This is a genomic window from Campylobacter sp. P255 (assembly GCF_003627915.1).
GTDB lineage: Bacteria > Campylobacterota > Campylobacteria > Campylobacterales > Campylobacteraceae > Campylobacter_D.
Map to the genome: position 1 here is coordinate 225,223 of NZ_NREN01000001.1, position 24,734 is coordinate 249,956.

A 24,734-nucleotide genomic window follows, 5' to 3' on the forward strand; every position below is an offset into this window, starting at 1 on the left:
GTGATATATATGAAAAAAATTTTTATTTTTTCGCTTATAATAATAGGATTATTCTTAGGGGCATGCAGTTCTAAAAAAGCAGAAGATTTATATAATCTTAGTTCTATGGAGTGGTATCAACAAATCATTAAAGATTTACAAGAAAAAAATCTTGAAGCAGCTGATAAGCACTATACTTCCATGGCAGCTGAACATATTGCTGATCCTTTACTAGAACAAACTTTGCTTATCTTAGCACAAGCTCATATTAATGAAGAAGAATATGAAATGGCAAATTTTTATCTTGATGAATATTTAAATAAATTTGGTGATTCTAAAAATATCGCATACATAAGATATTTAAAAATCAAAGCTAAATTTGACTCTTTTGCAGTTCCAAATCGCAATCAAGCATTAATGCTTAAAACCATAGAAGAAATCAAAGAGTACAACCAAAACTATCCTAATATACAATATAATGATCTCATTGACACCATGTTAACCAAATTTAATCTTGCGGTTTTTTATCTTGATACAAGCATTGCAAAATTATATGAAAAAAAAGATAGAGAACAAAGTTATGAAATTTATAAGCAAAAAATAGAAAATTCCGATTTTAACACAATCGAAATGATCAAACCAGAACTTCCATGGTATAGAAAAATATTTGAAGAAGGTATAATGTAATGAAACTAGAAAATACTCAAAATTATCCAGCAAAACTTCCCGTACTTGTAGAAGATGAGCTTTTTTTATACCCTTTTATGATTACACCAATTTTTTTAAATGATATGCAAAACATCAAAGCTTTAGATACTGCTTTGCAAAATGAAAGCATGATCTTTGTTGCACCTTCAAAGATTGAAGGTGGACGTGGCTTTGATGATATTTATGACTGTGGGGTGATTGGAACAATCATGAGAAAAGTTCCACTACCCGATGGTAGGATTAAAATTTTATTTCAAGGTTATGCTAAAGCTAAAATTGTAGATAAAATTTCAGATGATCCTTTATTTGCCTTAGTAGATTTAATCCATCAAGAGCCTATTTGCAATACAAAAAAAGAAGCTATTATTGAAGTAGTCAGAGAAAAAGCTAAAGCTTTATCTACGGTTAGCCATTATTTTCCACCTGATCTTTTACGAACTATAGAAGAAGATGTTGAACCTAGTAGAATTTGTGATTTGATACTCAATTCTATCAAAATCAAAAAACAACAAGCTTATGAGTTTTTCATTGAAACTAATTTAGAAACCAAACTATTAAATTTGATCGATTATTTAGCTAAAGAAATTGAAGCAAATAAAATTCAAAAAGAAATCAAAAATAAAGTTCATTCTAAAATAGATAAAGTCAATAAAGAATACTTCCTAAAAGAACAGCTCAAGCAAATTCAAAGAGAGCTTGGAAGTGATATACAAAAAGAAAGCGAAGTGGAAGAATACAACAAAAAGCTAGAAAAGAAAAAAGCTTTTATGTATGAAGATGCTTACAAAGAGATCAGAAAACAAATTCAAAAATACGAAAGAATTCATCAAGACAATTCAGAAGCATCTATGGTGCAAACTTACATTGAAACCGTTTTAGATATACCTTTTGAACACTCTTCAAAGAAAAAACTTAACTTAAAAGATGTATCCTTACAACTCAATAGCGACCACTATGCTCTAGAAAAACCAAAAGAGCGCATTGAGGAGTATTTTGCAGTAAAAGAGCTTTTGGAAAAACGTAAAATCAAAGACAGAGATGGTGCAAAGGTTATTTTATGTTTAGTAGGCCCTCCGGGTGTTGGTAAAACCTCTTTGGCTAATTCAGTTGCCAAGGCATTAAAAAGGGAATTAGTCCGCATAGCCTTAGGTGGCTTAGAAGATGTAAATGAACTAAGAGGACACAGAAGAACCTATATAGGAGCAATGCCAGGGCGTATTATACAAGGGCTAATAGAAGCAAAACAAAGCAATCCTGTGGTTGTACTTGATGAGATTGATAAACTAAGTCGTAATCACAGAGGAGATCCAAGTGCGGTTTTACTTGAAATTTTAGATCCTGAACAAAATACGAAATTTAGAGATTATTACTTAAATTTCAACATTGACCTAAGTAAAATCATCTTTATTGCTACTGCAAATGATGCAAGTTTAATTCCACCTGCACTAAAAGATAGAATGGAATTTATTGAGCTTAGTTCTTATACCCCACAAGAAAAATTCCAAATAGCAAAAAACTATCTCATACCTGATGAAATAAAAAAACACGGGTTAAAAGAAAATGAAATTAGCTTTGATGATGAAGCTATAGAATTAATAGTCACTGAATACACAAGAGAATCGGGTGTAAGAAATTTAAGAAGAAAAGTTGCAGAAGTATGCAGAAAATGTGTCAAAAAACTTTTACTAGAAGATGACACTAGTATTCAAATCACTACCCAAAATCTCAAAGATTTTTTAAATAAAAAAGTTTTTGAGATCGAAAAACATGAAAAAGAAAATAAAATAGGACAAGTCAACGGTCTAGCATGGACTGCAGTAGGTGGTGATGTACTAAAAATCGAAGCGATTAAAATTAAAGGTAAAGGCGAATTAACCCTTACAGGAAGCTTGGGTGATGTGATGAAAGAATCAGCAAAAATTGCCCAAAGTCTTATTAAAAATTTAATCGATGAGGGGCAAATTAATACACCAAAAAATCTTTCCTATAAAGAAGATGAAAGCATTTATAATCAATACAATCTTCACATTCATGTACCAGATGGCGCCACACCAAAAGATGGGCCAAGCGCGGGTATTACTATCACCACTGCCATTGCATCAATTTTTAGTGATAAAAAAGTTCGATCAGATGTGGCAATGACTGGAGAAATCGACCTAATGGGAAATGTCTTACCAATAGGAGGCTTAAAAGAAAAATTGATCGCCGCATACAAAGCAGATATTAAAACAGCTATCATTCCACACAAAAATTACGAGAGAGATTTAAAAGATATTCCTGAAGAAGTGGTTAAAAATATGAAAATTATAGGTGTGAAGACTTTAAGTGAAGTTTTAAAAATAGCTCTTGTATAAGTAAAACTAGAAGCTCTTAAGCTTCTAGCTTATCCATGATAACCCTACTTTCTTTTTCTAATTCTTGTATATCATTCATAATATGATCATAATCATTTTTACTTATATTATCTTTCTTAGAAAGCTCAACTGCTTTATTTGCAACATTTTGTATCAACTGACTTTTAGCTTCTAACTCTCTAGGTGGAATCAAAGGACAAAAAATACTTTTTGCATCTTCATCTTTACATAAGATAGAAATAGGATCTAAATTTTGAAGTCTATCTTGAGAACCATTAAGTGTTAAATATACATCAGATTTATATAAAATATGATCTATCTTCATAGCAGAAAGAGTTAAATCTGAAGCAAAACTAACAAAATCTTCCCCTAAGCGCAAGCTTTTATTTTCAAGATCTTTAAATGCTTGACTAAAATCCAAAATTTTCGCATCAGAAGAGCTTGCAATACCATAAACCTTTTCACTATTTTCTTGTATTGATCCAATTTCTTGGTTCATAACTTGAATCGCTAGAGTAATCTCACCTGTTGCTTTTTGGGTTTTTTCAGCAAGTTGTCTCACCTCATCAGCAACCACCGCAAAACCACGTCCATGCTCTCCTGCTCTAGCAGCTTCTATAGCAGCATTTAAAGCAAGTAAATTAGTTTGATCTGCAATATCTCTAATAACTTCAACAATTGCATTGATGTTTTGTGAGTTAGAAGCAAAAGTATCTACAGTATTTTTACTTTCATTTGCAACTTGCATCATAAATCCTATAGACTCTTGCAAACCACCAATCTCAATACCATTTTTTTGTGCAGTATCAGAAATAAGCTTCACGTCTTGAAAAACTCTTCTCATAAGCCTAATGATTGCATTAAGATTAGTAGATAATTTTAGTAAGTTTTGATTTTGACTGTTTAGGCTTAAATCCATAAGCTCTCTAGATAGTGCATTTTTAAACACCATTTTACCAGTCTTTTCTATTTCATCTAAAGCTTTATTAATAAAGTTGATATTATGCACAAAAATACCTTTTAAGCCCTCAGGAATAGCTCTTCTAAAATACTCACCTTTTTGCACACAAGCAATTGAAGCGTTAATTTCTCTAAAATAAGCTTCTAGACCATCTATGGTATTGTTAAGATTGTCTGCAATTTCTTTAAATTTTTTATTGTAACATTTGATATAAACAATTCTAGAATCAAAATTTCCATTTTTAATCTCTCTACTAAGAACTAAAATTTTATCACTGAATTGTTCTTCTTTTCTTAAAACAACTAAGGCACATCCAAGCAAAACAAATAAAATCAAAAAAAATCCAAATGAAACATGCTCTGCAAAATACAAAGAGCTCCCACAAGCCAATATGCTTAAACCAGCACCAATAAGTAAAATATTTTTCATTAAAAATCCTTTTAATTATTTCTGAAGACTCATTATTAATTCATTATAAGTCATTCCGTAAGATTTCACCACCGCATTTAGTTCCTCAAGCCCTGCTTTTATACCATTATCCTTTTCTTTTCTCAAAAGAACTTTATAAATTTCCTCAATTGTTTTTACGGCTTCTATTTTTGGTTTTCTTCTTACCGAATAATAATTTAAAATATTTCCACTTGCATCACACGAAGCAGTAACATTTGCAATCACCCAGTAATAATCATTGAATTTTGTTTTATTTTTAACAAAAGCAAAAACTTCTTTTTTTTGCTGGATATTATCCCATAAATATTTAAAAACCGTCCTAGGCATATCTGCATGACGCATAATGCTGTGGGGTTTATATAAAATCTCATCGATTTTATAATCAGAGTAATTTAAAAAATCCTCATTAGCATAGATAATCTCACCTCTTAAGTTTGTCTTTGATGTGATCAAAACATCTGAAGTTAAAATTTTTTCTGAAGACATAACCAACCTTTTATTTTAATTTAAAAAAAAGAGTAATTATATCTTAGTTTTTATAAATCTTACCTTTGAAGATTCAAAACCAACTGATTGTAATTCATACCGTAAGATTTTATTATTTTTTCAAGCTCATCAACCCCTGCTTTAATACCACCATCTTGCTCAACCTCTAAAAGAATTTTATACACTTGTTCTATAGTGGGTATAGCTTCTCTTTTAGGTTTTCTTCTAACCGAATAATAACTAATAATATTCCCTTGCGAATCAAAAGAAGCTGTAACATTTGTAAAAACCCAGTAATAATCATTTTGTTTGGTTTTATTTTTTACAAAAGCAAATATTTCCTTGCCATCTTGTATATAATCCCATAAGCACTTAAAAACTGTTTTTGGCATATCAGGATGACGAACGATATTATGTGGTTTATATAAAATTTCCTGCATTTTATAACCCGCATATTTTAAAAAATCATCATTAGCATATATAATATTGCCCTTTAAATCTGTTTTAGAGGTTATAAGTGTATCTGGCTCTAGAATTTTTTCTCGCGACATTGACATCCTTAATTGTGATTTTATTTATAATGCATTATATTTCATTTATTATAAAATTTCGTTAAAATTAAATCCCTTTTCAAAAAGAATTTTTCGAACCAATTCTTGATGTTCTTTACCCTTTGTCTCTAAAGTGATAGAAATCATTGCATCGCCGTAGTCTAATTTAGTAGAAAATCTATCATAATCAATTTTGACTATATTTGCTTTAACTTCTTTTATAGCATCACTTAAGGCACTCAAAGCCCCTGGTTTATCGATTAAGGTTACATTAATGTGCATTTTTCTAAAGGCTTTAAATAAACCTTTTTCTATGATGATATTTAGCATTTGCACATCGATATTACCACCACTTAAAATCACACCAATTTTCTTATACTCTTTTAAATTTATCTTTTTATGCAATAATGCAGCTACTGCTGAAGCTCCAGCGCCCTCAACGGTTAGTTTATGTTTTTCAAGCAAATACAACACCGCATTTGCAATTTCCTCATCATCTACTTGGATAAAATCATCCACACACTCAAGAATAATATCAAAGTTGATTTTATTCACATCACGCACCGCAATACCATCAGCTATAGTTCTAACTGATTTTGAATTAATAATTTGTTTATTTTTATAACTTTCATACATTGCAGGAGCACCCTTAGCGCTCACTCCTATGACTTTTATATTAGGATTAATTTGCTTTGCAGCACTTGCTACACCACTAATTAAACCCCCACCTCCAACTGGTGCTAGTATCATATCTAAATCGCTAATCTCATCAAGCATTTCAAGCATCAAAGTACCCTGTCCTGCCATAATGCTTTCGTTTTCAAAAGGATGGATAAAATTTAAATTATACTCTTTGGCATAATTTAATGCATAAGCATAAGCCTCATCAAAGTTATCACCCTTTAAAATCACCTTTGCACCTAAATTTTTAGTCGCACTTACTTTTAACAAAGGGGTTGCCTCAGGCATTACAATCACTGCCTCTATACCAAATTTTCTTGCACTAATAGCTACGCCTTGTGCGTGATTTCCTGCACTAGCAGCAATCACACCTGCTTGTTTTTGCTCATTAGATAAATTAGCTATTGTATTATATGCACCTCGAATTTTATAAGCGCCTGTTTTTTGCAAATTCTCGCACTTTAAAAATATATCTGCATTTAAATATTCACTTAAAAATGAAGAATGTACAAAAGGAGTTTTTAATACAAAATCTGCGATCTTTTGCTTAGCTTGATAAATTTTATTTAATTCAATCATGGATTTTACCTTTTTTGTAGTTCGATTTTTATACAACGATCTTGAACGCAATTTATACCATATTTTTGACATTTTTGCATGATTTCATCATTCATAATACCAAGTTGCATCCAAAAATTCTTAATATTTTTCGCCAAAAGATCTTCAAAAAGTTCATTAGCATAACTTGCCTTTCGAAACATTACAACTGTGTCAATTTCATCAGGAATTTCTTTTAAACTTCGGTAAACCTTTTCGTTTAAAATAAAATCTTCTTTAGGGTAAATAGGATAAATCTTATAGTTTAAATTTTGTAAATACTGGCTTACAAAATGCGAAGCCTTTGTTTTGTTAGGACTAAGCCCTACTACTGCGATATTTTGCATAGAGCTTAGTATTTTTTCTATCTCATACAATGCTTTTCCTTTTTTTAAAGCATTGTATCTAAAATTATATTAACATGTAGATTTTTTAACAATTAATAAATAATATAAAGCCATAGCAATGGCAACTAAAACTATACAAAGCGCATAAACATTAGCAAAACCTATACTTGGCTCGATAATACCAAGCAAATAAGGGCTTACCCCTATTCCAAAATCTAAAGCAATAAAAAAAGTAGAATTAGCCAAACCCATTTTTTCCTTAGGGGCAAGTTTTATAGCCAGAGCTTGAGCGCTTGAAGCTGCATTTGCATAACCCAAGGCACAAAAAATTCCAGCAAGAATAATCATCAAAAAGTTTTGCGCAAAAGCAAGTAAAAGCAAACATACTATAAAACTACAAAAAGAAAAAAACATGATAATGTTAGGTCCATACTGATCAAAAACTTTGCCAGCAATAGGTCTAAACACCATAGAAAAACTCGCATAAACAACAAAAAACATCGAACCAGCAAAGCTTAAATTCAAACTTTGAGTATAAGCACTCATATAAGCGATTATTGCTCCAAAAGGACATGCAAAAATAAAAGTCACCAAAGCTAGTCCTAATGCTGACTTTTCAAAATAATGATAAATGCTAAATTTTCTTTTACCATGATGATGGTGGTGATGTTTTTTAAATCTTCTTACTTTTAAAAAGATCGATAAAATTAAAGCCAAAACTATACTTGCACAGGCAATCAAAAAGCTTAATTGAAATTCATTGATAGAGTCAAGTTTTATAGCCAAAAAAGGTCCCAAAGCCGACGTTAAAACTACACTTGTAGCGTAATAACCTATACCAATCCCCCTTTTATTGCTAGGGATAATCCTCGCAATAGCCGCGCCACACGCACAAGAGCAAACCCCATAACATGCCCCTGCCAAAAAACGAATTAAAATCAAAAAATAAATATTATAAAATTTCAAATACATCAAATTCACACACAAATAAACCAAAAGTGAAATAACGATCACTTTTTTAATGTTGATATTGTCAATAATTGAACCAAAATAAAGCCTTGAAAGTAAAGCTCCTATAACAAATGCACCCATAATAAGACCTGCTGTGCTAGTTTGAAGATTTAAAACACCTAAAACATAATCTGTACAAGATATGGTACTCATATAAAATACAAGACAAATCGCAAAATTAATACCAAAAATACAGAAAAAATTTACATTAAATAAATTATACTTTTTACTAAGACCCATGAAAAAACCTTTCTTAAATTTTTTCATTGATATAATCAAGTAATTTTAAAAGCTTTTCTTGATCTTGAATATTCAATATACTTAAAATCTCTTTTTCGTATTCTCTTATATAAATGTTAGCATCATGATATACTTTCATACCATTAGTGCTAAGCGTGATGATTTTCTCTCTTTTATCATCAGATTTTAGAAAATCAATATACCCAAGTTTTGCTAATTTAGACACCGCTCTTGAAAGCAAAGCTTTATCCATTTGATAATACTCACAAATTGGGGCTAAAGCACTATTTTGATGATAACTCAAATAAACAAAAACCCTCCAATCACTCGACTTTAAACCAAAAGGCTCTAAAATTTCATTAATCCTATGGAGTATTTTTCTATTAGTATAAGTAATTTTTTGAAAAAAAATGAGAAATCCTTTGTAAAAAATTAATTGATTAAATCAACTATTTATATAGTAGCAAAGCTTATATAAATTCTAACTTATATTAAGCTTTTTTTCTTAAATAAACTCCACATTCAAGATGAGGAGTGTTGGCAAATTGATCAAAAAACGCAAAATGCACAATTTCATGACTTTGACATAAAATTTCAAGATTTTCTTTTAAACTCACAGGATTACAAGATATATAAATAATATACTCATAATGTTTAATAAGCTCTATTACGCTTAGATCAAGCCCTGCTCTTGGAGGATCAACCAAAACATGAGAAAACCCAAAAGCGTCTAGATCAATCCCTTTTAAGCGATTAAATTCTCTTTCTTTTTTTAAAGCTTGGCTTAGTTCTTCACTAGAAAGTCTTGTAAAGTTTATATTTTCAATAGCATTTAAAGTGCAATTTCTCAATGCAAACTCAATGTTTTTCTTAGAAATTTCAGTTGCCAAGACTTGATTAAAATACTGCGCCAAAGCAATGGTAAAATTTCCATATCCACAATAAAGCTCTAACAAATCTTGTTTAAAATCATCTTGAATACAAGCTATCACCCATTCTATCATTTTTTCATTGATGAAAGTATTAGGCTGAATAAAACAATCATTGTTAAACTCATACTTTACTTCTTTGGAATTAATACTCAACACCTGCTCTAATCGCTCTTCTTTAAAAACAAGTTTCTCTCCCCTACTTCTTGCTATAAGCTTGAGGTTTAATCTTGTAGATAATTCTTGCAAATCATGTATAATGGTTTCGATATTTTTATGATAAAGCAAGGTTACACTTAAATCCAACTTAGTCGCTAAAAATTCCACTCCAAAAAGTTTATGTTTTAAATTCTCATTTAAATTTTGCAACAAAATAGGCATAAATTTTTGAATTTTTTCATCAGCTATATCAAAATTTGTAATAGGAACTTTCTTTTTACCCTCATGCATTGCATAGGCAATTTCTCCATTTTCATGATGATATATAGAAAATTCTGCTCTAGTTCTATAAGCTTTTAATGGAGAACTAAAGCATTGAATTTCTTGATCAAAAAATGAAGAAAACAATGCTTGATTTAAAGCAACCTTTTCTTCAAAATGCATTAAGCATCTACCTTTTTACCAACTACATAAAGCAAGGCTACCATTGCTACAATACCAAATGCAAGTCCAAGCCACACATTCAACCCTAATGCCACTGGTAAATAACCACAAAGTATACTAATAGCACAAACACTTAAAGCATAAGGCATTTGCGTACTAACATGCGCCAAAAGATCGCACTTGCTTCCCATAGAAGAAAGAATGGTCGTATCAGAAATTGGCGAACAATGATCTCCAAAAATCGCTCCTGTTAGCACACCTGAAATGTTAATAATCATATACTGGTGTAATTCTAAGCCACTTAAGTCATTATGCACCCCAACAGCCATCGCCAAAGGAATAGCCAAAGGCATTAAAATACCCATGGTACCATAACTAGTTCCTGTTGAAAAAGAAATGATAGAAGCAAAAATAAAAATTGCAGTTGGCAATAAATAAATAGGTGTTTTATCCGAAAAAAGATCGATTAAATACTTAGAAGTCCCAAGATCTTTAATCACAGAAGCAAGCGACCACGCACAAAGTAAAATAATTACCGTCATGATCATCGTTCTCCAACCATGTGTCCAAACCGCAATTGCCTCTTTTAGGGTAAAGATTTTTCTATACATTCCTAAAATAATCGCCACTATAGTTGCTAAAAGTGCTGCTTGAAACAATACCACAGAAGCATCTGCTGCACCAAAAGTTTCTCTAAAAGCAAACAAACTAAGCGGGGCAGCATCAATTTGTGCTTTAATGCTTGCATCATCTAAAGCATTATAACCACTAAAATAAAAACCTATAAAAGAAAATACAATTAACACAGCCAAAGGAATGATTGCATTTGAAGCTTGTAATTTTACATGTTCTTTTGGCTCTAATACTTTATCTTCTATATTATCAATTTGCTCATGTCCATGAGAAAATTTACCCGCTCTAGCTCGAAGTTCTGCTTTTAACATAGGTCCAAATTCTCTACCTGTATAAATTGTCAAAACAACAAAAATCAACATAAAAAGATTATAAAATCTATAAGGCAAGGTTTGTACAAAAATTTCAAAAGCGTTGATTTCTTCTTTAGCTATGCCAAGGTGAGCAAAAGTTGCATTATCAATCAAATCATAACCACTACGAATAAGTGAAATTTCAAGCCCAATCCAAGTAGAAATAATAGCAAGACCAGTAATTGGTGCTGCGGTAGCATCCATAATAAAGGCGAGTTTTTCACGACTTACTCTAAATTTATCAGTAACTGGACGCATGATAGGTCCTACGATCAAAGAGTTAGCATAATCATCAAAGAAAATAAAAATTCCCATACACCAAGTAGCAAATTGTGAACTTTTTGCCTGTTTAGCCTTAGTAGAAAGCCAAACTGCAACCGCTTTTGTACCACCTGTTTTGGTAATGAGTGCTACAACTCCACCTATCGTTAAAACTTGAAGTAAAATACCTGCATTACCTGGACTAGCCATAGCGTTTACCACTTTAGAAATAAATCCTGTAAAAGAAGCGATAATAGCATGATAAATACTATTTTCAACAAGTCCTAACATAAAAGTACCACTTAATGCACCAATAAACAGTGAAAGCACCACATCTTTAGTGATAAAAGCTAAAATAATAGCTATCACAGGTGGCAAAAGTGTCCAAGCTCCAAAAAGATGTGCATTTGCTTGTGCATCAGCAAACAAAAATAAAGGAGCTAGTAATAAATAAAAAATTTTCATATTTTTCCTTAAATTTTTATATTTTTTCGCTAAAAGTACCTGCCCAAGTTTGGGTCACAGGCATTAGTTCTATTTCATTGATATTGATGTGTTCTGGCAAAGAAATGATGAAAGTTATTATCTTTGCGATATCTTTTGCTTGAATGTATTTGGTATTTTCATACACACCGTCAGCTTTTTTTACATCACCTTTAAATCTCACCTCGCTAAACTCAGTTTTACAAAGTCCTGGCGCGATATTGGTTACTTTAATATTACTTCCACGTAAATCCGTTCTTAGTGCTTTAGAAAATTGCGCCACAAAAGCCTTAGTTCCACAATAAACATTACCTCCATAATAAGGCACATTTGCAGCAATAGAACCAAGGTTGATCACATGAGCATTTTGCATTTTTCTCATCAAAGGTAAAACTGCTCTTGCAATATACAAAAAGCCTTTGATATTAGTATCGATCATAGTTTCAATATCTTCTATGTCCAAAGAATCAAATTCATCCAATCCTAAAGCAAGGCCCGCATTATTAACTAACAATGAAATGTTTGTAAGTTCTTGAGGTAGCTTATCGATTGCATTAAAAACAGCTTGTTTATCTCTTACATCAAGTACGATAGGATGCACTTTATCCCCATAAAGCTCTTGCAACTTATGTAGTCTTTCTTCACGCCTTGCAATAGCTATAACTTTATAGTCAAGTTCGACTAAAGCCTTTAAAGTTTCTAAACCAAACCCAGAACTCACCCCTGTTATCAAAGCAATTTTCATGGCTGTGCCTCTTCATACAACATTAAATTTTCATTCTCTTTTAAACCAATTTTTCTTAAATACTTAGCATTTTGTTCTTTTTTTGCTATTAGTGCAAAATCAAGTGCATTAAAACCTAGATCATCTATTTCTTTATAGTTTGCTTTATAATCAATCAATAATTTAAGCATTTTTACATCTGCATAATTTGCCGCATGCATAAAGATATTTTTAGAAGTATGCTCCAATGCACACAAAGTAATGAAATATGGGGTATTATTTCCCATATTAGCAATAGATAGTTTCTCATTATCATTGATGTATTTTTGATTTACATTAGCTCCATTTTCAAGCAAAAGCTTTGCTACCTTGTAGTTATTATATTCTACCGCATAAAATAACGGAGTTTTTCCAAAAGAGTTTTTATAATCAATCTCGGCTTTATTATCTAATAAAACTTTTACATTGTTTGCATTATCTAAAGCAAAAAACAAAGCTGACTCATAGCCCTCATTAATCTTTGCACCAAGCTTGATAAATTCCGCAATAATCTCACTTTCTCTATTATTTAACAGTGCAGATTTAAAGCCACTGTTTAATTCTAGATTGCTAATTTTCTTACTATAAATATACTCTTTAATCTGATCTAAAGAATTATTTTTATTTGCAACAAATTTTTCAAAATCTGAAATATCTTTAAAAATTTTAGTCTCACCCACAGCCCAATTTAAAAATTCGTTCAATGCATTACTTGCATAATATATCGCACTTGCCTTATCCAAGTGAAATTCATCTTGAAAGTATTTAGTCAACGGATTGATAGCGCTATTGTATTCTTTCCAAAATTCTTTAAAGAGCTTAAAATTTCCTATGCTTTGGTAAGCCCAAAATCTAAAATAAGCTTTGAGCTTTGAAAATTTTTCTTCTGACAAAACAGGATCTTGTAGATCTTTTTGATAAGCATTTGGATCAAGTGCAATTTTTAATAATTTAAAATCAAATTTTCTTAAATCACTAAAATACTCCCCGCCCATACAAGCACTATTGCTTCCTCTAATTTCATTAGCAAGTGCATAAAGTTTTTTTGTGATAGAATTATTTTTTAAAGAAATCTTACAGTTTAAATCTACCTGTGTAAAATCTTGCGTATTTTCAGGTTTAAATTCCTTAAAAAAATCATTTTTGTTTTCTTTTACGTATTCACAGCTATACTCCAAAGCTAAAACATGAAAACTAAATACTAAACATAACAGTAAAATTCTCAAACAGAATCCTTGAATATAAATTAAATTACTATTTTAACTAAATTTTTGCTTTAATAACAATTAATTAATTTAAAATTCATACAATGATCTGTTTAAAATAAGGAAAAAAATGTATCAAAGTTTTTACAAGGCTGATTTTGCTTATATTATCCTACAATGCACTGAAAATGCATTGTTTAGCGTTGATTTTAGTACAAAAAAACCTAACTTTAGCAAGCAAAAACACCTTATTTTAGACCAAGCTTTAGAAGAGTTAGATCTTTATTTTAAGAAAAAAATTTTTCATTTTAATACCCCACTAACTTCACATGGTAGTGCTTTTGAGCAAAAAGTTTACCAAAGTTTAGTTCAAATTCCTTATGGCAAGACTAGAACCTACCAAGAAATAGCTTGTCAAATCAACCACCCAAAAGCCTTTAGGGCTGTGGCAAATGCAAATGCAAAAAACCAACTTGCTATTTTCATTCCATGCCATAGAGTAGTCGCAAAACACCACCTTAGTGGTTACAATGGCGGGGTATTCATCAAAGAATTTTTATTAAAATTAGAAGGTGCTTTATAATGCCAAGTTTATTACTAGCAAGCTTTATATGGGCTTTTTCATTTCCTTTAATAGGACATTTTATTACTTTAGAAATGGATAGTTTTTTTGCTGCTTTTGCAAAAGTATTTTTATCATTGTTGGTTTTCATTCCCTTTTTAAATTTCAAAATCGATACAAATTTAAAACTCAAACTCATCGCCATTGGCGCCTTGCAACTTGGCGTGATGAATTTGTTTTATTATCATTCTTTTTTATATCTTAGTGTAAGCGAAGTGGCTCTTTTTACTATTTTCACTCCTTTTTATGTCGTTTTATTTTATGGATTATTTTCAAAGAATATTAGATATTGGTATTTTATCAGTATTTTTGTCTGTGTTTTAGGCGCCTTTATAGTAAAATTTGACAATATCAATTCAAACTTTTTATATGGATTTTTACTCATACAAGGAGCAAATTTAGTATTTGGTGCAGGACAAAGTTTCTATAAAATTTTACTTGAAAATCATACACACTTAAGCCAAAAAGAAGCATTTGCATATTTTTATCTGGGTGCGATCTGTATCACCTTACCTGCCTTTTTAATCTTTGGAGACTATAACAACTTACCATCTAATCTTGGTTCTTGGGTAGCTCTGATCTATCTTGGCACCATTGCTTCAGGACTAGGTTATTTTTTATGGAACAAAGGTTCTACTGAAGTAGACAGTGGGGTTTTAGCTTTAATGAATAATGCAATTATACCTATTAGTATTTTTATCAATATGAGTATTTTTGGGGTAGATGTAGAAATTTTACCTTTTTGTATAGGTTCTTTGATTATTCTTTTATCTTTTTTTGTGCATAAAAAAATCATGCATTATTATAATAAGAAATCTTACTCAAATACAAACCACTAGCAGGAGCCAAAAACCTACAATGAGCTTTTTTAGTACTAATTTGCTCTAAAAGCTCACTTTGGCTCATTTTACCTTCAAGCACCCTTAAAATACTAGCAACCATCATTCGAATTTGCGATCTTAAAAAACCATTTGCTTCAAAATACAAAATCGTATGGTTTTTATATGTATAAATTCTCGTTTTATACATTTTTCTTATACTTGTTTTGGTGTCAGAACCTTCTTTTTGAAAAAGTTTAAAATCAAGCTCTCCTTCAAACATAGATATAATTTTTTGAGCTAATTGCAAGTCGATCTTAGGGTAAAAATGCACATAAGAAGCTAAAAAAGGGTTATATTTTTCATGGCTTAAAATATATCGATAAGCCCTTTTTTTCACATCAAAACGAACTTGAAAATCATCTTGAACCTTTTGAATATGCTTTATATGTATGTATGGATGTGCAAAATGATTGATTTTATTTTTTAGATACGATAAATCCTTAAAATACTCCCCTGCTTTCACACAAGCAACTGCGTTAAAAGCATGAACGCCTTTATCGGTTCTAGAAGCAAACAAAGGCTTATCATAAATTCCCAAATGCGACAAAGCCTGTGCTAAAGTATCTTGCACACTATGTTTATGCGGCTGTGTAGCAGAGCCTTGAAATTTCGATCCATCATATGAAAAGGTAAGTTTTAAAAGCATTAGTATTTGCTTACGATTTTCTTTTTAAAATAAAACAAAGAACTTACCAAAAAGCTTAAAAAAATCACCGCAATAGCTACAAATGGAGGATTATAAAAACTAATCAAAAGTGTAAAATACGCAAAAATAATCACGAAAATACCCAAATAAGCAAAACCTTTTTCATAACGATAAGTTACAATGCCAAAAGACAAGGCAAAAAACACACTCGCCAAAGGAAATAATGCGATTAAAGTATAAATCACAAATTCTTTTGCCTTTTCTTTATTGCTTGTCACATCAGACCAATACCCATAAAAACTTTGCGTACTTAAGTCTTTAGAAGAAATTTTACTTTTAATCAAAAGATTTTTAAAACTAGAAATATGCCAATTATCCTCTTTAATCTCATAAGCCTTTCCCTCATCAAGCCTAAAAGTAATCACCCCCTCATCTGTTTGAAGTTTACCCTCTTTAGCAATGATAATTTGCTCTTTATCTTGTGGACTTTTCTTTGGATGATACATAATGATATTTTTATAAATATCATCTAGATTTTTAGCATCGATAAAAACAAGCCATTCGCCATATCTTTGACCAAATTCTCCAGTTTTTATACTCACCTTGGCACTGATTTTTTTATAATCAACAAAATTATCAAAAAGTTCAAAAGAAATTGGTATAAAAACCAAAACTACCGTAAGCATAAATGCACTAATTAAAGCGGCAATTTTAGCAAAAAAACTCGCTATCATACTAGGTGCTATACTTAAAGCAAACAACACAGTACTTTCATTTTCTCTTGAAAGTCTATAAAATGCCAAAGTCAAAGCAATAAAAAATGATATAGGTAAGGTGAAAATCAAAATCTTTGGCAGTAAAAGCACATAAAGTTTAATTAGTTCAAAAAAAGTTATCTCGATATAAGCTGTGATTTTTGCAAGTTGTATAAAAAATATAATAGAAACAATAATAAATAAAGTAAAAAACAAAGATAACATCGTACTTAAAAATTGATTGAGTAAATACTTATAAACTAGTTTCATACTATACTTTCTATGCTAAGATTGATCAAAATTCCAAAAAACAAAAAAGGAATCATAGGCATTTGATAATCTTTTTTGGCTACTTTAATAAAAGCTAAAAGGCTTAAACAACAAGCTATAAATAAAATCAAAAATCCTTTTTCATAGCCAAAAATTCCAAAAATCAAAGCTATAATTATAACATCACCTTCCCCTAAACTTTCTAAAACTTCATCTCTTTTTTTAAAATTTTTAACAAAATTAATCACACTTTTAAGTAAAAATACCAAGCCTGCGCCAAAACACACCCTAAATAAAAAACCTTCTTGAAAATACATAAAATCAAAGTCATTATTTTGCAAAAAATCAAAGTAAAAAGCTAATATAAACAAAAGCCAAAGCCAAATTTCACTCACTGCTTTGATCAAATAATCCATCCATGAAAGCACTAAAAACACAGCTAAAATGCAGGCAAAAATAATACTTTTCAAAAAATCATCAAAAAGATAAAATGCATACATAAATAAACATGCGCAAATTAACTCATTGAAAGGATACATATAAGAAATTTTTCTCTCACAAAAAGCACATTTTCCTTTTAAAAATACAAAAGAAACAATAGGGATTAAATGATAAAATTTCAAAGGGTGTTTACACTTGGGGCATTTTGACCGCGGACTTACAATGCTTTCCTTGCCAATGCTCCTCAAAATTACAACATTGGCAAAAGACCCCACACAAAGACCAAGCAAAAAGAAAAAAATCATTTACCAAAGGTTCTTTTGCGCTTTTTAAATTCACCAATAATATTTGCGATTTCTTTTTTAGTTAGTGCTGGAAATAAAGTCTGACTAAAGTAAATTTCTGCATAGCTTGACTGCCATAATAAAAAATTAGAAATACGCTTTGCACTTCCAACTCTTAAAAACAAATCCACATCTTCACTTAAATCCAAATGGGCTTGTATATTTGCTTCATTGATTTCAAGATTTTTTTCAAGCACCCTTTTAACCGCTCTTACTATTTCATCTTTACCCCCATAAGAAATAGCCAAATTCACGCACAATTTCTCATGAGCTTGGGTTTGTTCTTGAAAATGATGTATTTTTTGCAAAGTCAATTCATCTAAAAGGCTTAAATTTCCTATAGCCTTAAAACGCACTTCATTGGCAATAAATTTTGGCAAAGACTCATCTAAATATTTATTTAGTAATTTAAAAAGAAATTCCACTTCTTCTTTAGGTCTTTGCCAATTTTCTGTACTAAAAGCATAAAGGGTTAAATTTTGAATTTTCTCATCAATGCAAACTTCTATAATCTTTTCTACAACCTTTGCACCATGACTATATCCTATTTTTTCCAAAAGTCCATTTTTTCTTGCCCATCTTCTATTGCCATCCATTACCACAGCAAGATGTTTTAGTTTATTCATTTTAGCCCTTTATATCCATCAATCTCTTAAAAACAAACATCGGTTGAAGTGAACTAACCACTTCAAATTTAAAATGCTCATTCAAAAACTGTGCTACCTTAGAAAATGGTGTTTGTATACGCTCTACCTTGCCATCATTAACAATGATCTTCAAAGCTCCAAAAATTTCAAAATACAAATATACCTCTAAAATATTTCCATTTTTTCTTGCTTCAAACAAAGCTCGATTTCCTTCATATACAAAAGGTATATGATAAACCCCTTCAAAAAACGCAAAAAACATTTCTTTATACACTTCAAATTCATAAGTATGACTACTATTAAGCAAACCTTGAATAACAGCTTTTTTATACCAACCATCTTCGTCTGCATACTCTAAAAGTCTTTCTATAAACTCCCCGCCTTGTTCAAAAAGCCGAATTTTAGGTTTTTTCAAAAGATTTTTAAAAGAAATCACCCCTCTATCTTCATACACTTCAGCTAAGTATTCTTCCCCTACTTCAAGCTCTATCATGCTTTTTGTTTCAAGTTTTTTGGTATTTAAAAGCAACACATAACGATTATATGCACGTTTTTCAAGAATTTGCATTCTTACTGGCAAAGTAGAATTAATGATGTTCACCAAAGCTTCCTTAATTCATCAGCCAAAATAAAAGCAAGTTTTTCTTTTTTTTCTTTTGCACTTTGAAAAGTATGTTTATGAGTGATAAAACAAATGCTATTTTCATCACTTCCAAAGCCCATATGCTCATCTAAAACATTCAAACATACCATATCTAGCTTTTTATCTATTAAAGATTTTTTAGCATTTTCTAAAGCATTTTGTGGATCAAATTCCATTTTAAAGCCTATTTTTTTGCCTTTAAAATCCAAATTTTTCAATATATCTTCATTGAGTTTTAAACTTAGATCAAGTCCATTTAGATGTTCATTTTTCTTAATCTTCCCCTTATAAGCTTCAAGAGTAAAATCACTCACAGCAGCCGCCATAATCAACACATCAAAGCCTTTGTATTTTTCTAACTTCTCTTTTAATTCTAAAGAAGATTCAAATTTTTCCAATACATAAGGTGTTTTAAAATCCACCGAACTCACCAAAACCACTCTTGCACCTAAAAAATACAAAGCATCAGCAATAGCCTTTGCCATTTTGCCACTTGAAAAATTACTAATACACCTTACATCATCGATCTTTTCTTTAGTACCGCCACCACTGATAACAAAGCTTTTATTTTTGAAAAAATCCTCCTGCATTAGACTTCTTTTTAAAGCACTTATAATGCTATCTAGCTCAGCCAAAGCACCCAAGCCCTCATCTTTGCAAGCTAAAGTCTTTACTACAGGATCTATAATGATACAACCTTGATCTTTTAAATTTTTTAAAGATGTTTGAGTGCTAAAGTGCAAATACATTTTTGTATTTGCAGCAGGGGCGATCAAAAACGGTTTGCTTTTATCCACCGCCATTAAAGTTTGGATAAACAAATTATCTGCTATCCCGTAGTTTAATTTATTAATAGAATTAACACTAGCAGGCGCAAAAAGCACTCCATCACAGTCTTTACTAAAAGCGATGTGATTGTTTGTGTTTTGCCAACTCTCATTTTCTTGACACAAAAGCTCATCTGCTAAAGCTTCAAAACTAAGCTTGGTTGCAAAATTCATCACACCCAAACTAAGCAAAACCTTAACTCTAAAGCCCTCTTTTTTTAATAAAGAAATAAGCTCATAGGCTTTATAAAAGGCGATACTTCCGCTTACTGCTAGCAAGATGGTTTTCATTTTTTTCCTAATTTTTTATAGAAAAACTCTTCTATGGTTTGCGCTTTAGCTCTATTGATATACAAAGACCCTTTGGCTACATTTTTATACACCGTGCTTCCTGCTGCAATGATCACTTCATTTTCTATTTCAACCGGAGCGATAAACTGCGTGTCAGAACCTACAAAAACATTTTTACCTATCTTAGTTTTATGCTTTTTAACCCCATCATAATTACAAGTAATCGTGCCACAACCTATATTAGTTCCCTCATCAATCTCACAATCACCTAGATAACTCAAATGCCCCGCCTTAACTCCATTAAGTAAAGCATTTTTACACTCAACAAAATTTCCTATATGAGTGTTTTTAATCTGACATTTTGGACGCAAATGCGCCAAAGGCCCTACATCGCTATTTTCCACCAGACTATCTTCAATCACACTAGAATTTTTGATGATAGAATTAATAATTTTTGATTTTCCTTCTATGCGCACATTCTCATACACCTCGCACTCACCTACAAACTCTACATCATCTGAAATAAAAGTCGTCGCAGGCATATGAAAAATCACCCCTTGCCTCATCCATTCTTTTTTAATCGCTTCTTGCATAAGATCTTGCGCCAAAGAAAGCTCAACCTTATCATTTACCCCCATGAAATCTTGCTCATTCACAAACACCGCATCGATTTCATAGCCTTTTTCTCTTGCTAAATACACCGCATCAGTGAGATAATACTCTTTGGCTTTGTTTTCATTTTTTATCAAAGGCAACACTTCTTTTAAAATCGAAGCTTTGATGGCATAAACTCCGCTATTGCAAACGCTTATAGCAAGTTCTTCCTTGCTTGCATCTTTTGTTTCTACGATTTTTTGAATTTTATTTTCTTTTAGCACTATTCTTCCATAGCTTTTTGGATCCTTAGCATCAAAAACAGCTACATTAAAATCACTCTCATTTAAGGCTATTTTCTCTAGATCCTCTGCTTTTACCAAAGGCATATCTCCACATAAAATCAAAACTTTTTCATGCTTACTCTCATAGCCCCTTAAAGCTCCTGCAGTACCTGGAAAATTTTGCAAGTCTTGCTCTAGGAAACGCGTGCTAGGAAAATGCTCCAAAACCACCTGCTCCACTTTCTCTTTCTGATGTGAAAGCACCACGCATACATCATCGCTGATTTTATATGCTTGTTTTAAAATATGCAAAATCATCGCTTTTGATCCGATTTTTTGAAGCACTTTTGGGTTTTGCGATTTCATACGCGTGCCAAGTCCAGCAGCCAAAATAAGCACAGAAATTTTCATACATAACCTTTTTAAAAATTTATTGCTTATTTTATCAAGCTAAAGTAAAAAATTATCTACATTTATTTTATAAATTAATCTTGCATTCTTTTAAGAGTAAAATTGCTAAAATACTTTCTTTATTTTTATATTATGAGGAAAAAAATTGAGGGTTTTATTTATTTTGTTTTTATCAAGCTTAGCTCTTTTAGGTGCTGAAGCAACCATACCAACTGTAAATTTAAGTCTTAGTGCACCAAGTAGCCCTCAACAACTTGTAACCACTTTAAACATTGTCATAGTTTTAACCATACTCGCACTTGCACCGACAATCATTTTTGTAATGACTTCATTTTTAAGACTTGTAGTGGTGTTTTCTTTCTTAAGAACGGCCCTTGGTACTCAAACCATGCCACCTAACACCATTTTAGTAACCCTAGCTTTAATCTTAACTTTTTTCATCATGGAACCTGTGGCTACAAAATCATATAACGAAGGTATAAAACCTTACATCGCAGAACAAATCGGCTATGAAGAAGCTTTTGCAAAAAGTGTAAAGCCTTTTAAAGATTTTATGCTTAAAAACACAAGAGAAAAAGATTTGGCTCTTTTTTATCGGATTAGAAATTTAGAAAACCCAAAAACCATCGATGATGTACCTTTGACAGTTTTAGTTCCTGCTTTCATGATCAGCGAGTTAAAGACGGCTTTTGAAATAGGCTTTTTACTTTTCTTGCCTTTTTTGGTAATTGACATGGTAGTAAGCTCGGTACTAATGGCCATGGGTATGATGATGTTACCTCCTGTGATGATTTCCATGCCTTTTAAGCTACTCATATTTGTACTTGTAGATGGGTGGAATTTGCTCATACAAAATTTAGTCAAAAGCTTTTTAACCTAGCTTAGAATAAATTTACGCATTTTTTTGCACTTTTAAATGAAAGGCTTTTATGGAATTTGCTATCTTTGGAAAACATCTCTTCACCGATCTTGCTTTCAAACTCAAAGCACACAATCAAAAAGAAAGTAAAAAAGCCTTTAAAATCATAGAAAAAAATCAAAACAAATACTACTTTGTAGGCTATATCCAATATGAATTTCACAAATACCTAGAAGACAAAAACTATCAAAGCAAAGAACCTTTTTTGTATTTTTTTGCTTACAAAACACGTAAAAAATTCTCAAACAAAACACAAGCTTTAGATTTTTATCCGCAATTTACCCGCGAACTTGACCAAGAGCAGTATTTTCAAAATTTTGAAAAAGTCAAACAAGCCATCGCAAAAGGACAAAGCTACCAAGTCAATCTCACCCAAGAACTACATCTACAATCCAATCTTAACATGTATGAGAGTTTTTTAAGTCTTCATTCTAAACAAGACACTCCTTATAAAGCCTATATGAAAAATGAATTCTTAGAACTTGCTTCTTTTTCACCTGAGCTTTTTTTTAAAATCAAAAACAACAAAATCACCACAAAACCTATGAAAGGCACCATTAAACGCTCAAGCGACCCTGAAGAGGATGAAAATTTCAAAGCCTTTTTAAAACAAGATGAAAAAACCATCAGTGAAAATGTCATGATCGTGGACTTACTACGCAATGACATTTCTAAACTAATCAAGAAAAATTCCCTAAAATGTAAACTTTTTGAAGTCAAAACCTACCCCACTTTACACCAACTCATCTCAAAAATCAGCGGAACACTCAAGCCAAAAAGCACTTATTTTAAAATTTTTAAAGCCTTGTTTCCTTGTGGTTCTATCACCGGTGCGCCCAAACTAGAAACAATCAAACTCATACAAAGCCTAGAGCAAAGAGAGCGTGGCATATACTGTGGAGCTATAGGCTTCATCCATAAAAATAAAGCCAAATTTAGCGTAGCCATACGCACCTTAGAACAAAAAAATCACGAAAACCATCTAAAATACGGCGTAGGCAGTGGGCTTGTATGGGACTCACAAAAGCAAGATGAGCTAGAAGAACTCAAACTCAAAAGCAAAATTCTAAAGCCTGATTTTTATTTATTTGAAACGATGTATTATAAAGATCATTTTGTCTTATTTTTTAAAGAACACTTGACAAGACTACTAAATTCGGCTAAATTTTTTGACTTTAACACACAAAAAATCATGCATGATTTTAAAAACATACTTACCCAAAAAGATAAAAAAACGCACTTTAAATCTCTACAAAGCTTCAACGAAGCAGTTTTCAATAAAGCATTTTTTCTCACCAAAAGTCACTTTAACCCAAAAGGCCAAAAAGCTCTCAAACTAAAGCTTTTTAAAAACGGCTCTTATGAGTTAGAATTTAGTGACTTGCATAACAACCCTAGCACCAAAATACTCCTAAGCAAAGACAAGCTAAAGCCAACTCTTCTTACTCATCACAAAACATCTTTGCGTAGTTTATACCAAGCCCATGCGCCTTTATGGCAAAAGCACCACTGTTATGATGTTGTTTTTTTCAATGACCAAAACTTACTTTGCGAAGGATCAAGAACCAATATCATCGTTAAAATCCACAATGAGTATTTTACCCCTTATGTAAAACACTGCCTAAATGGCATATACCGACAAGCACTTTTAAAACACAAACTCATCAAAGAAAAAAACATCACTCAAGATGAACTTTTAAATGCTGAAGAAATTTACGCTATCAACTCTTTAAGAGGTTTAAAAAGGGTGTTTATATGAAAGTTTTAATCATAGACAATTATGACTCATTTACCTATACCATTGCCTTTTACCTCAAAGAACTAAACATTCCTTATCAGATCATACAAAATGATCAATTCAAAAATCCCAAAAAACTTGAAAAATACAACTTCACTCATCTTTTAATCTCCCCAGGTCCCAACTCTCCAAAAGAGTCTAAGCTAAGCTTAAAAGCCATTAAACACTTTAAAAAAACTAAAAAAATTCTTGGTATCTGTCTAGGACATCAGTGTATAGCCCATGCTTTTGGTGGCAAAATTTCAAAACTCCCCAACCCAACCCACGGTAAAGTAAAAACTATAAAATTTAAACCAAATCCACTTTTTAAAAATCTTGAACAAAATTTTAAAATTTGTTTATATCACTCTCTTTATGTTAGCCATATAGGCAAAAAATGCGAAATTTTAGCCCACAACGAAGACAATATCATCATGGCTTTAAAACATAAAAAATACGACATCTACGGGGTACAATTCCACCCCGAAGCCATACTAAGCCAAAATGGAAAAAAGCTGCTTAAAAATTTCTTTGTTATATAAAGATTAGTTTTTATTTATGAAATTTTTATTATTAAACTTATTTTAAACATCAGCAAATTATAATTACGCCTTTTGTTACATTTCATTTATATTAGGAGTAAACATGACTTGTTTCACGGGGGGGGGGGAATCGATAATTCCCAAATCAAACATTCTTTAAATTCATCAAACCAACTCTCATTTTTTACGAAAAAAACCTTTCTTTCTTTAGCAACTATTTCATTTTTAGCTAGCTATGCTAATGC

General features: G+C 31.3%; 25 protein-coding genes. 7 read left to right on the forward strand and 18 right to left on the reverse strand.

Annotation, left to right across the window (positions count from 1 at the left end):
* Nucleotides 1-9: 9 nt before the first annotated feature.
* The gene (locus tag CKA54_RS01125) at nucleotides 10-666 is read left to right on the forward strand and encodes an outer membrane protein assembly factor BamD (protein WP_120759250.1); all 657 of its coding nucleotides are present in this window, start codon (nucleotides 10-12) and stop codon (nucleotides 664-666) included.
* The gene (gene lon / locus CKA54_RS01130; protein WP_120759252.1) at nucleotides 666-3,041 is read left to right on the forward strand and encodes an endopeptidase La; all 2,376 of its coding nucleotides are present in this window, start codon (nucleotides 666-668) and stop codon (nucleotides 3,039-3,041) included. The genes CKA54_RS01125 and lon overlap by 1 nt, the downstream gene beginning before the upstream one ends.
* Nucleotides 3,042-3,057: 16 nt before the next feature.
* On the opposite strand, the gene CKA54_RS01135 is transcribed toward lon, so the two are convergent.
* From CKA54_RS01135 to CKA54_RS01185, 11 genes are all read right to left on the reverse strand, one after another.
* Nucleotides 3,058-4,431, reverse strand: coding sequence for a methyl-accepting chemotaxis protein (locus tag CKA54_RS01135; RefSeq protein ID WP_120759254.1), 1,374 nt, complete (start codon nucleotides 4,429-4,431; stop codon nucleotides 3,058-3,060).
* Nucleotides 4,432-4,446: 15 nt separating this feature from the next.
* Nucleotides 4,447-4,938 (reverse strand): PAS domain-containing protein, encoded by a 492-nt coding sequence (locus tag CKA54_RS01140; RefSeq protein ID WP_120759255.1) that lies wholly within the window; start codon nucleotides 4,936-4,938, stop codon nucleotides 4,447-4,449.
* Nucleotides 4,939-4,997: 59 nt separating this feature from the next.
* Nucleotides 4,998-5,489 (reverse strand): PAS domain-containing protein, encoded by a 492-nt coding sequence (locus CKA54_RS01145; RefSeq protein ID WP_120759258.1) that lies wholly within the window; start codon nucleotides 5,487-5,489, stop codon nucleotides 4,998-5,000.
* Between the two features lie 48 nt (nucleotides 5,490-5,537).
* Nucleotides 5,538-6,749 carry a threonine ammonia-lyase gene (ilvA, locus tag CKA54_RS01150; protein ID WP_120759259.1) on the reverse strand — a complete coding sequence of 404 codons (1,212 nt, stop codon included), beginning with the start codon at nucleotides 6,747-6,749 and terminating at the stop codon, nucleotides 5,538-5,540.
* Between the two features lie 5 nt (nucleotides 6,750-6,754).
* Nucleotides 6,755-7,114: a CoA-binding protein gene (locus CKA54_RS01155; protein WP_120759303.1), complete on the reverse strand. Its 360-nt coding sequence runs from the start codon at nucleotides 7,112-7,114 to the stop codon at nucleotides 6,755-6,757.
* Between the two features lie 69 nt (nucleotides 7,115-7,183).
* The gene (locus tag CKA54_RS01160; RefSeq protein WP_172586649.1) at nucleotides 7,184-8,365 is read right to left on the reverse strand and encodes an MFS transporter; all 1,182 of its coding nucleotides are present in this window, start codon (nucleotides 8,363-8,365) and stop codon (nucleotides 7,184-7,186) included.
* Nucleotides 8,366-8,378: 13 nt separating this feature from the next.
* Nucleotides 8,379-8,669 (reverse strand): winged helix DNA-binding protein, encoded by a 291-nt coding sequence (locus CKA54_RS01165; protein ID WP_120759264.1) that lies wholly within the window; start codon nucleotides 8,667-8,669, stop codon nucleotides 8,379-8,381.
* A 187-nt stretch (nucleotides 8,670-8,856) separates the two neighbouring features.
* Nucleotides 8,857-9,897: a tRNA (uridine(54)-C5)-methyltransferase TrmA gene (gene trmA / locus CKA54_RS01170; RefSeq protein ID WP_120759265.1), complete on the reverse strand. Its 1,041-nt coding sequence runs from the start codon at nucleotides 9,895-9,897 to the stop codon at nucleotides 8,857-8,859.
* Nucleotides 9,897-11,609 (reverse strand): Na+/H+ antiporter NhaC family protein, encoded by a 1,713-nt coding sequence (locus CKA54_RS01175; RefSeq protein WP_120759267.1) that lies wholly within the window; start codon nucleotides 11,607-11,609, stop codon nucleotides 9,897-9,899. The genes trmA and CKA54_RS01175 overlap by 1 nt, the downstream gene beginning before the upstream one ends.
* Before the next feature lie 16 nt (nucleotides 11,610-11,625).
* A complete protein-coding gene (locus tag CKA54_RS01180) occupies nucleotides 11,626-12,372 on the reverse strand; it encodes an SDR family NAD(P)-dependent oxidoreductase (protein WP_120759269.1) in 747 nt (248 codons plus the stop codon).
* Nucleotides 12,369-13,616, reverse strand: a complete 1,248-nt coding sequence (locus tag CKA54_RS01185) for an ankyrin repeat domain-containing protein (RefSeq protein ID WP_120759271.1) — start codon at nucleotides 13,614-13,616, stop codon at nucleotides 12,369-12,371. Before CKA54_RS01185 ends, CKA54_RS01180 begins: the two co-directional genes overlap by 4 nt.
* A gap of 109 nt (nucleotides 13,617-13,725) precedes the next feature.
* Between CKA54_RS01185 and CKA54_RS01190 the strand changes: the two genes are divergently transcribed.
* Nucleotides 13,726-14,178: a methylated-DNA--[protein]-cysteine S-methyltransferase gene (locus tag CKA54_RS01190; RefSeq protein WP_120759272.1), complete on the forward strand. Its 453-nt coding sequence runs from the start codon at nucleotides 13,726-13,728 to the stop codon at nucleotides 14,176-14,178.
* Nucleotides 14,178-15,056: an EamA family transporter gene (locus tag CKA54_RS01195; RefSeq protein WP_120759274.1), complete on the forward strand. Its 879-nt coding sequence runs from the start codon at nucleotides 14,178-14,180 to the stop codon at nucleotides 15,054-15,056. The genes CKA54_RS01190 and CKA54_RS01195 overlap by 1 nt, the downstream gene beginning before the upstream one ends.
* Here CKA54_RS01195 and truA read toward each other — a convergent pair.
* Genes truA through glmU form a run of 7 tightly spaced genes read right to left on the reverse strand, consistent with a single transcriptional unit; the run spans nucleotide 15,010 to nucleotide 21,251 of the window.
* Nucleotides 15,010-15,744, reverse strand: coding sequence for a tRNA pseudouridine(38-40) synthase TruA (gene truA, locus CKA54_RS01200; protein ID WP_120759275.1), 735 nt, complete (start codon nucleotides 15,742-15,744; stop codon nucleotides 15,010-15,012). The genes CKA54_RS01195 and truA overlap by 47 nt on opposite strands.
* Nucleotides 15,744-16,769, reverse strand: coding sequence for an LptF/LptG family permease (locus CKA54_RS01205; protein ID WP_120759277.1), 1,026 nt, complete (start codon nucleotides 16,767-16,769; stop codon nucleotides 15,744-15,746). The genes truA and CKA54_RS01205 overlap by 1 nt, the downstream gene beginning before the upstream one ends.
* The gene (locus CKA54_RS01210) at nucleotides 16,766-17,515 is read right to left on the reverse strand and encodes an A24 family peptidase (RefSeq protein WP_120759278.1); all 750 of its coding nucleotides are present in this window, start codon (nucleotides 17,513-17,515) and stop codon (nucleotides 16,766-16,768) included. The genes CKA54_RS01205 and CKA54_RS01210 overlap by 4 nt, the downstream gene beginning before the upstream one ends.
* A complete protein-coding gene (gene uppS, locus CKA54_RS01215) occupies nucleotides 17,512-18,180 on the reverse strand; it encodes a polyprenyl diphosphate synthase (RefSeq protein WP_120759280.1) in 669 nt (222 codons plus the stop codon). Before uppS ends, CKA54_RS01210 begins: the two co-directional genes overlap by 4 nt.
* A 1-nt stretch (nucleotide 18,181) precedes the next feature.
* Nucleotides 18,182-18,802: a hypothetical protein gene (locus tag CKA54_RS01220; RefSeq protein WP_172586650.1), complete on the reverse strand. Its 621-nt coding sequence runs from the start codon at nucleotides 18,800-18,802 to the stop codon at nucleotides 18,182-18,184.
* Nucleotides 18,799-19,962 (reverse strand): bifunctional phosphopantothenoylcysteine decarboxylase/phosphopantothenate--cysteine ligase CoaBC, encoded by a 1,164-nt coding sequence (gene coaBC, locus CKA54_RS01225; protein ID WP_120759284.1) that lies wholly within the window; start codon nucleotides 19,960-19,962, stop codon nucleotides 18,799-18,801. The genes CKA54_RS01220 and coaBC overlap by 4 nt, the downstream gene beginning before the upstream one ends.
* Nucleotides 19,959-21,251, reverse strand: a complete 1,293-nt coding sequence (gene glmU, locus CKA54_RS01230) for a bifunctional UDP-N-acetylglucosamine diphosphorylase/glucosamine-1-phosphate N-acetyltransferase GlmU (RefSeq protein WP_120759286.1) — start codon at nucleotides 21,249-21,251, stop codon at nucleotides 19,959-19,961. The genes coaBC and glmU overlap by 4 nt, the downstream gene beginning before the upstream one ends.
* Before the next feature lie 145 nt (nucleotides 21,252-21,396).
* On the opposite strand from glmU, the gene fliP reads away from it, so the two are divergent.
* The 3 genes from fliP to CKA54_RS01245 are packed head-to-tail and all read left to right on the forward strand — an operon-like array spanning nucleotide 21,397 to nucleotide 24,489.
* Nucleotides 21,397-22,131, forward strand: coding sequence for a flagellar type III secretion system pore protein FliP (gene fliP / locus CKA54_RS01235; protein ID WP_120759288.1), 735 nt, complete (start codon nucleotides 21,397-21,399; stop codon nucleotides 22,129-22,131).
* Between the two features lie 49 nt (nucleotides 22,132-22,180).
* The gene (locus CKA54_RS01240; protein ID WP_120759290.1) at nucleotides 22,181-23,929 is read left to right on the forward strand and encodes a bifunctional anthranilate synthase component I family protein/class IV aminotransferase; all 1,749 of its coding nucleotides are present in this window, start codon (nucleotides 22,181-22,183) and stop codon (nucleotides 23,927-23,929) included.
* The gene (locus CKA54_RS01245; protein WP_120759292.1) at nucleotides 23,926-24,489 is read left to right on the forward strand and encodes an aminodeoxychorismate/anthranilate synthase component II; all 564 of its coding nucleotides are present in this window, start codon (nucleotides 23,926-23,928) and stop codon (nucleotides 24,487-24,489) included. Before CKA54_RS01240 ends, CKA54_RS01245 begins: the two co-directional genes overlap by 4 nt.
* Nucleotides 24,490-24,734 lie beyond the last annotated feature (245 nt).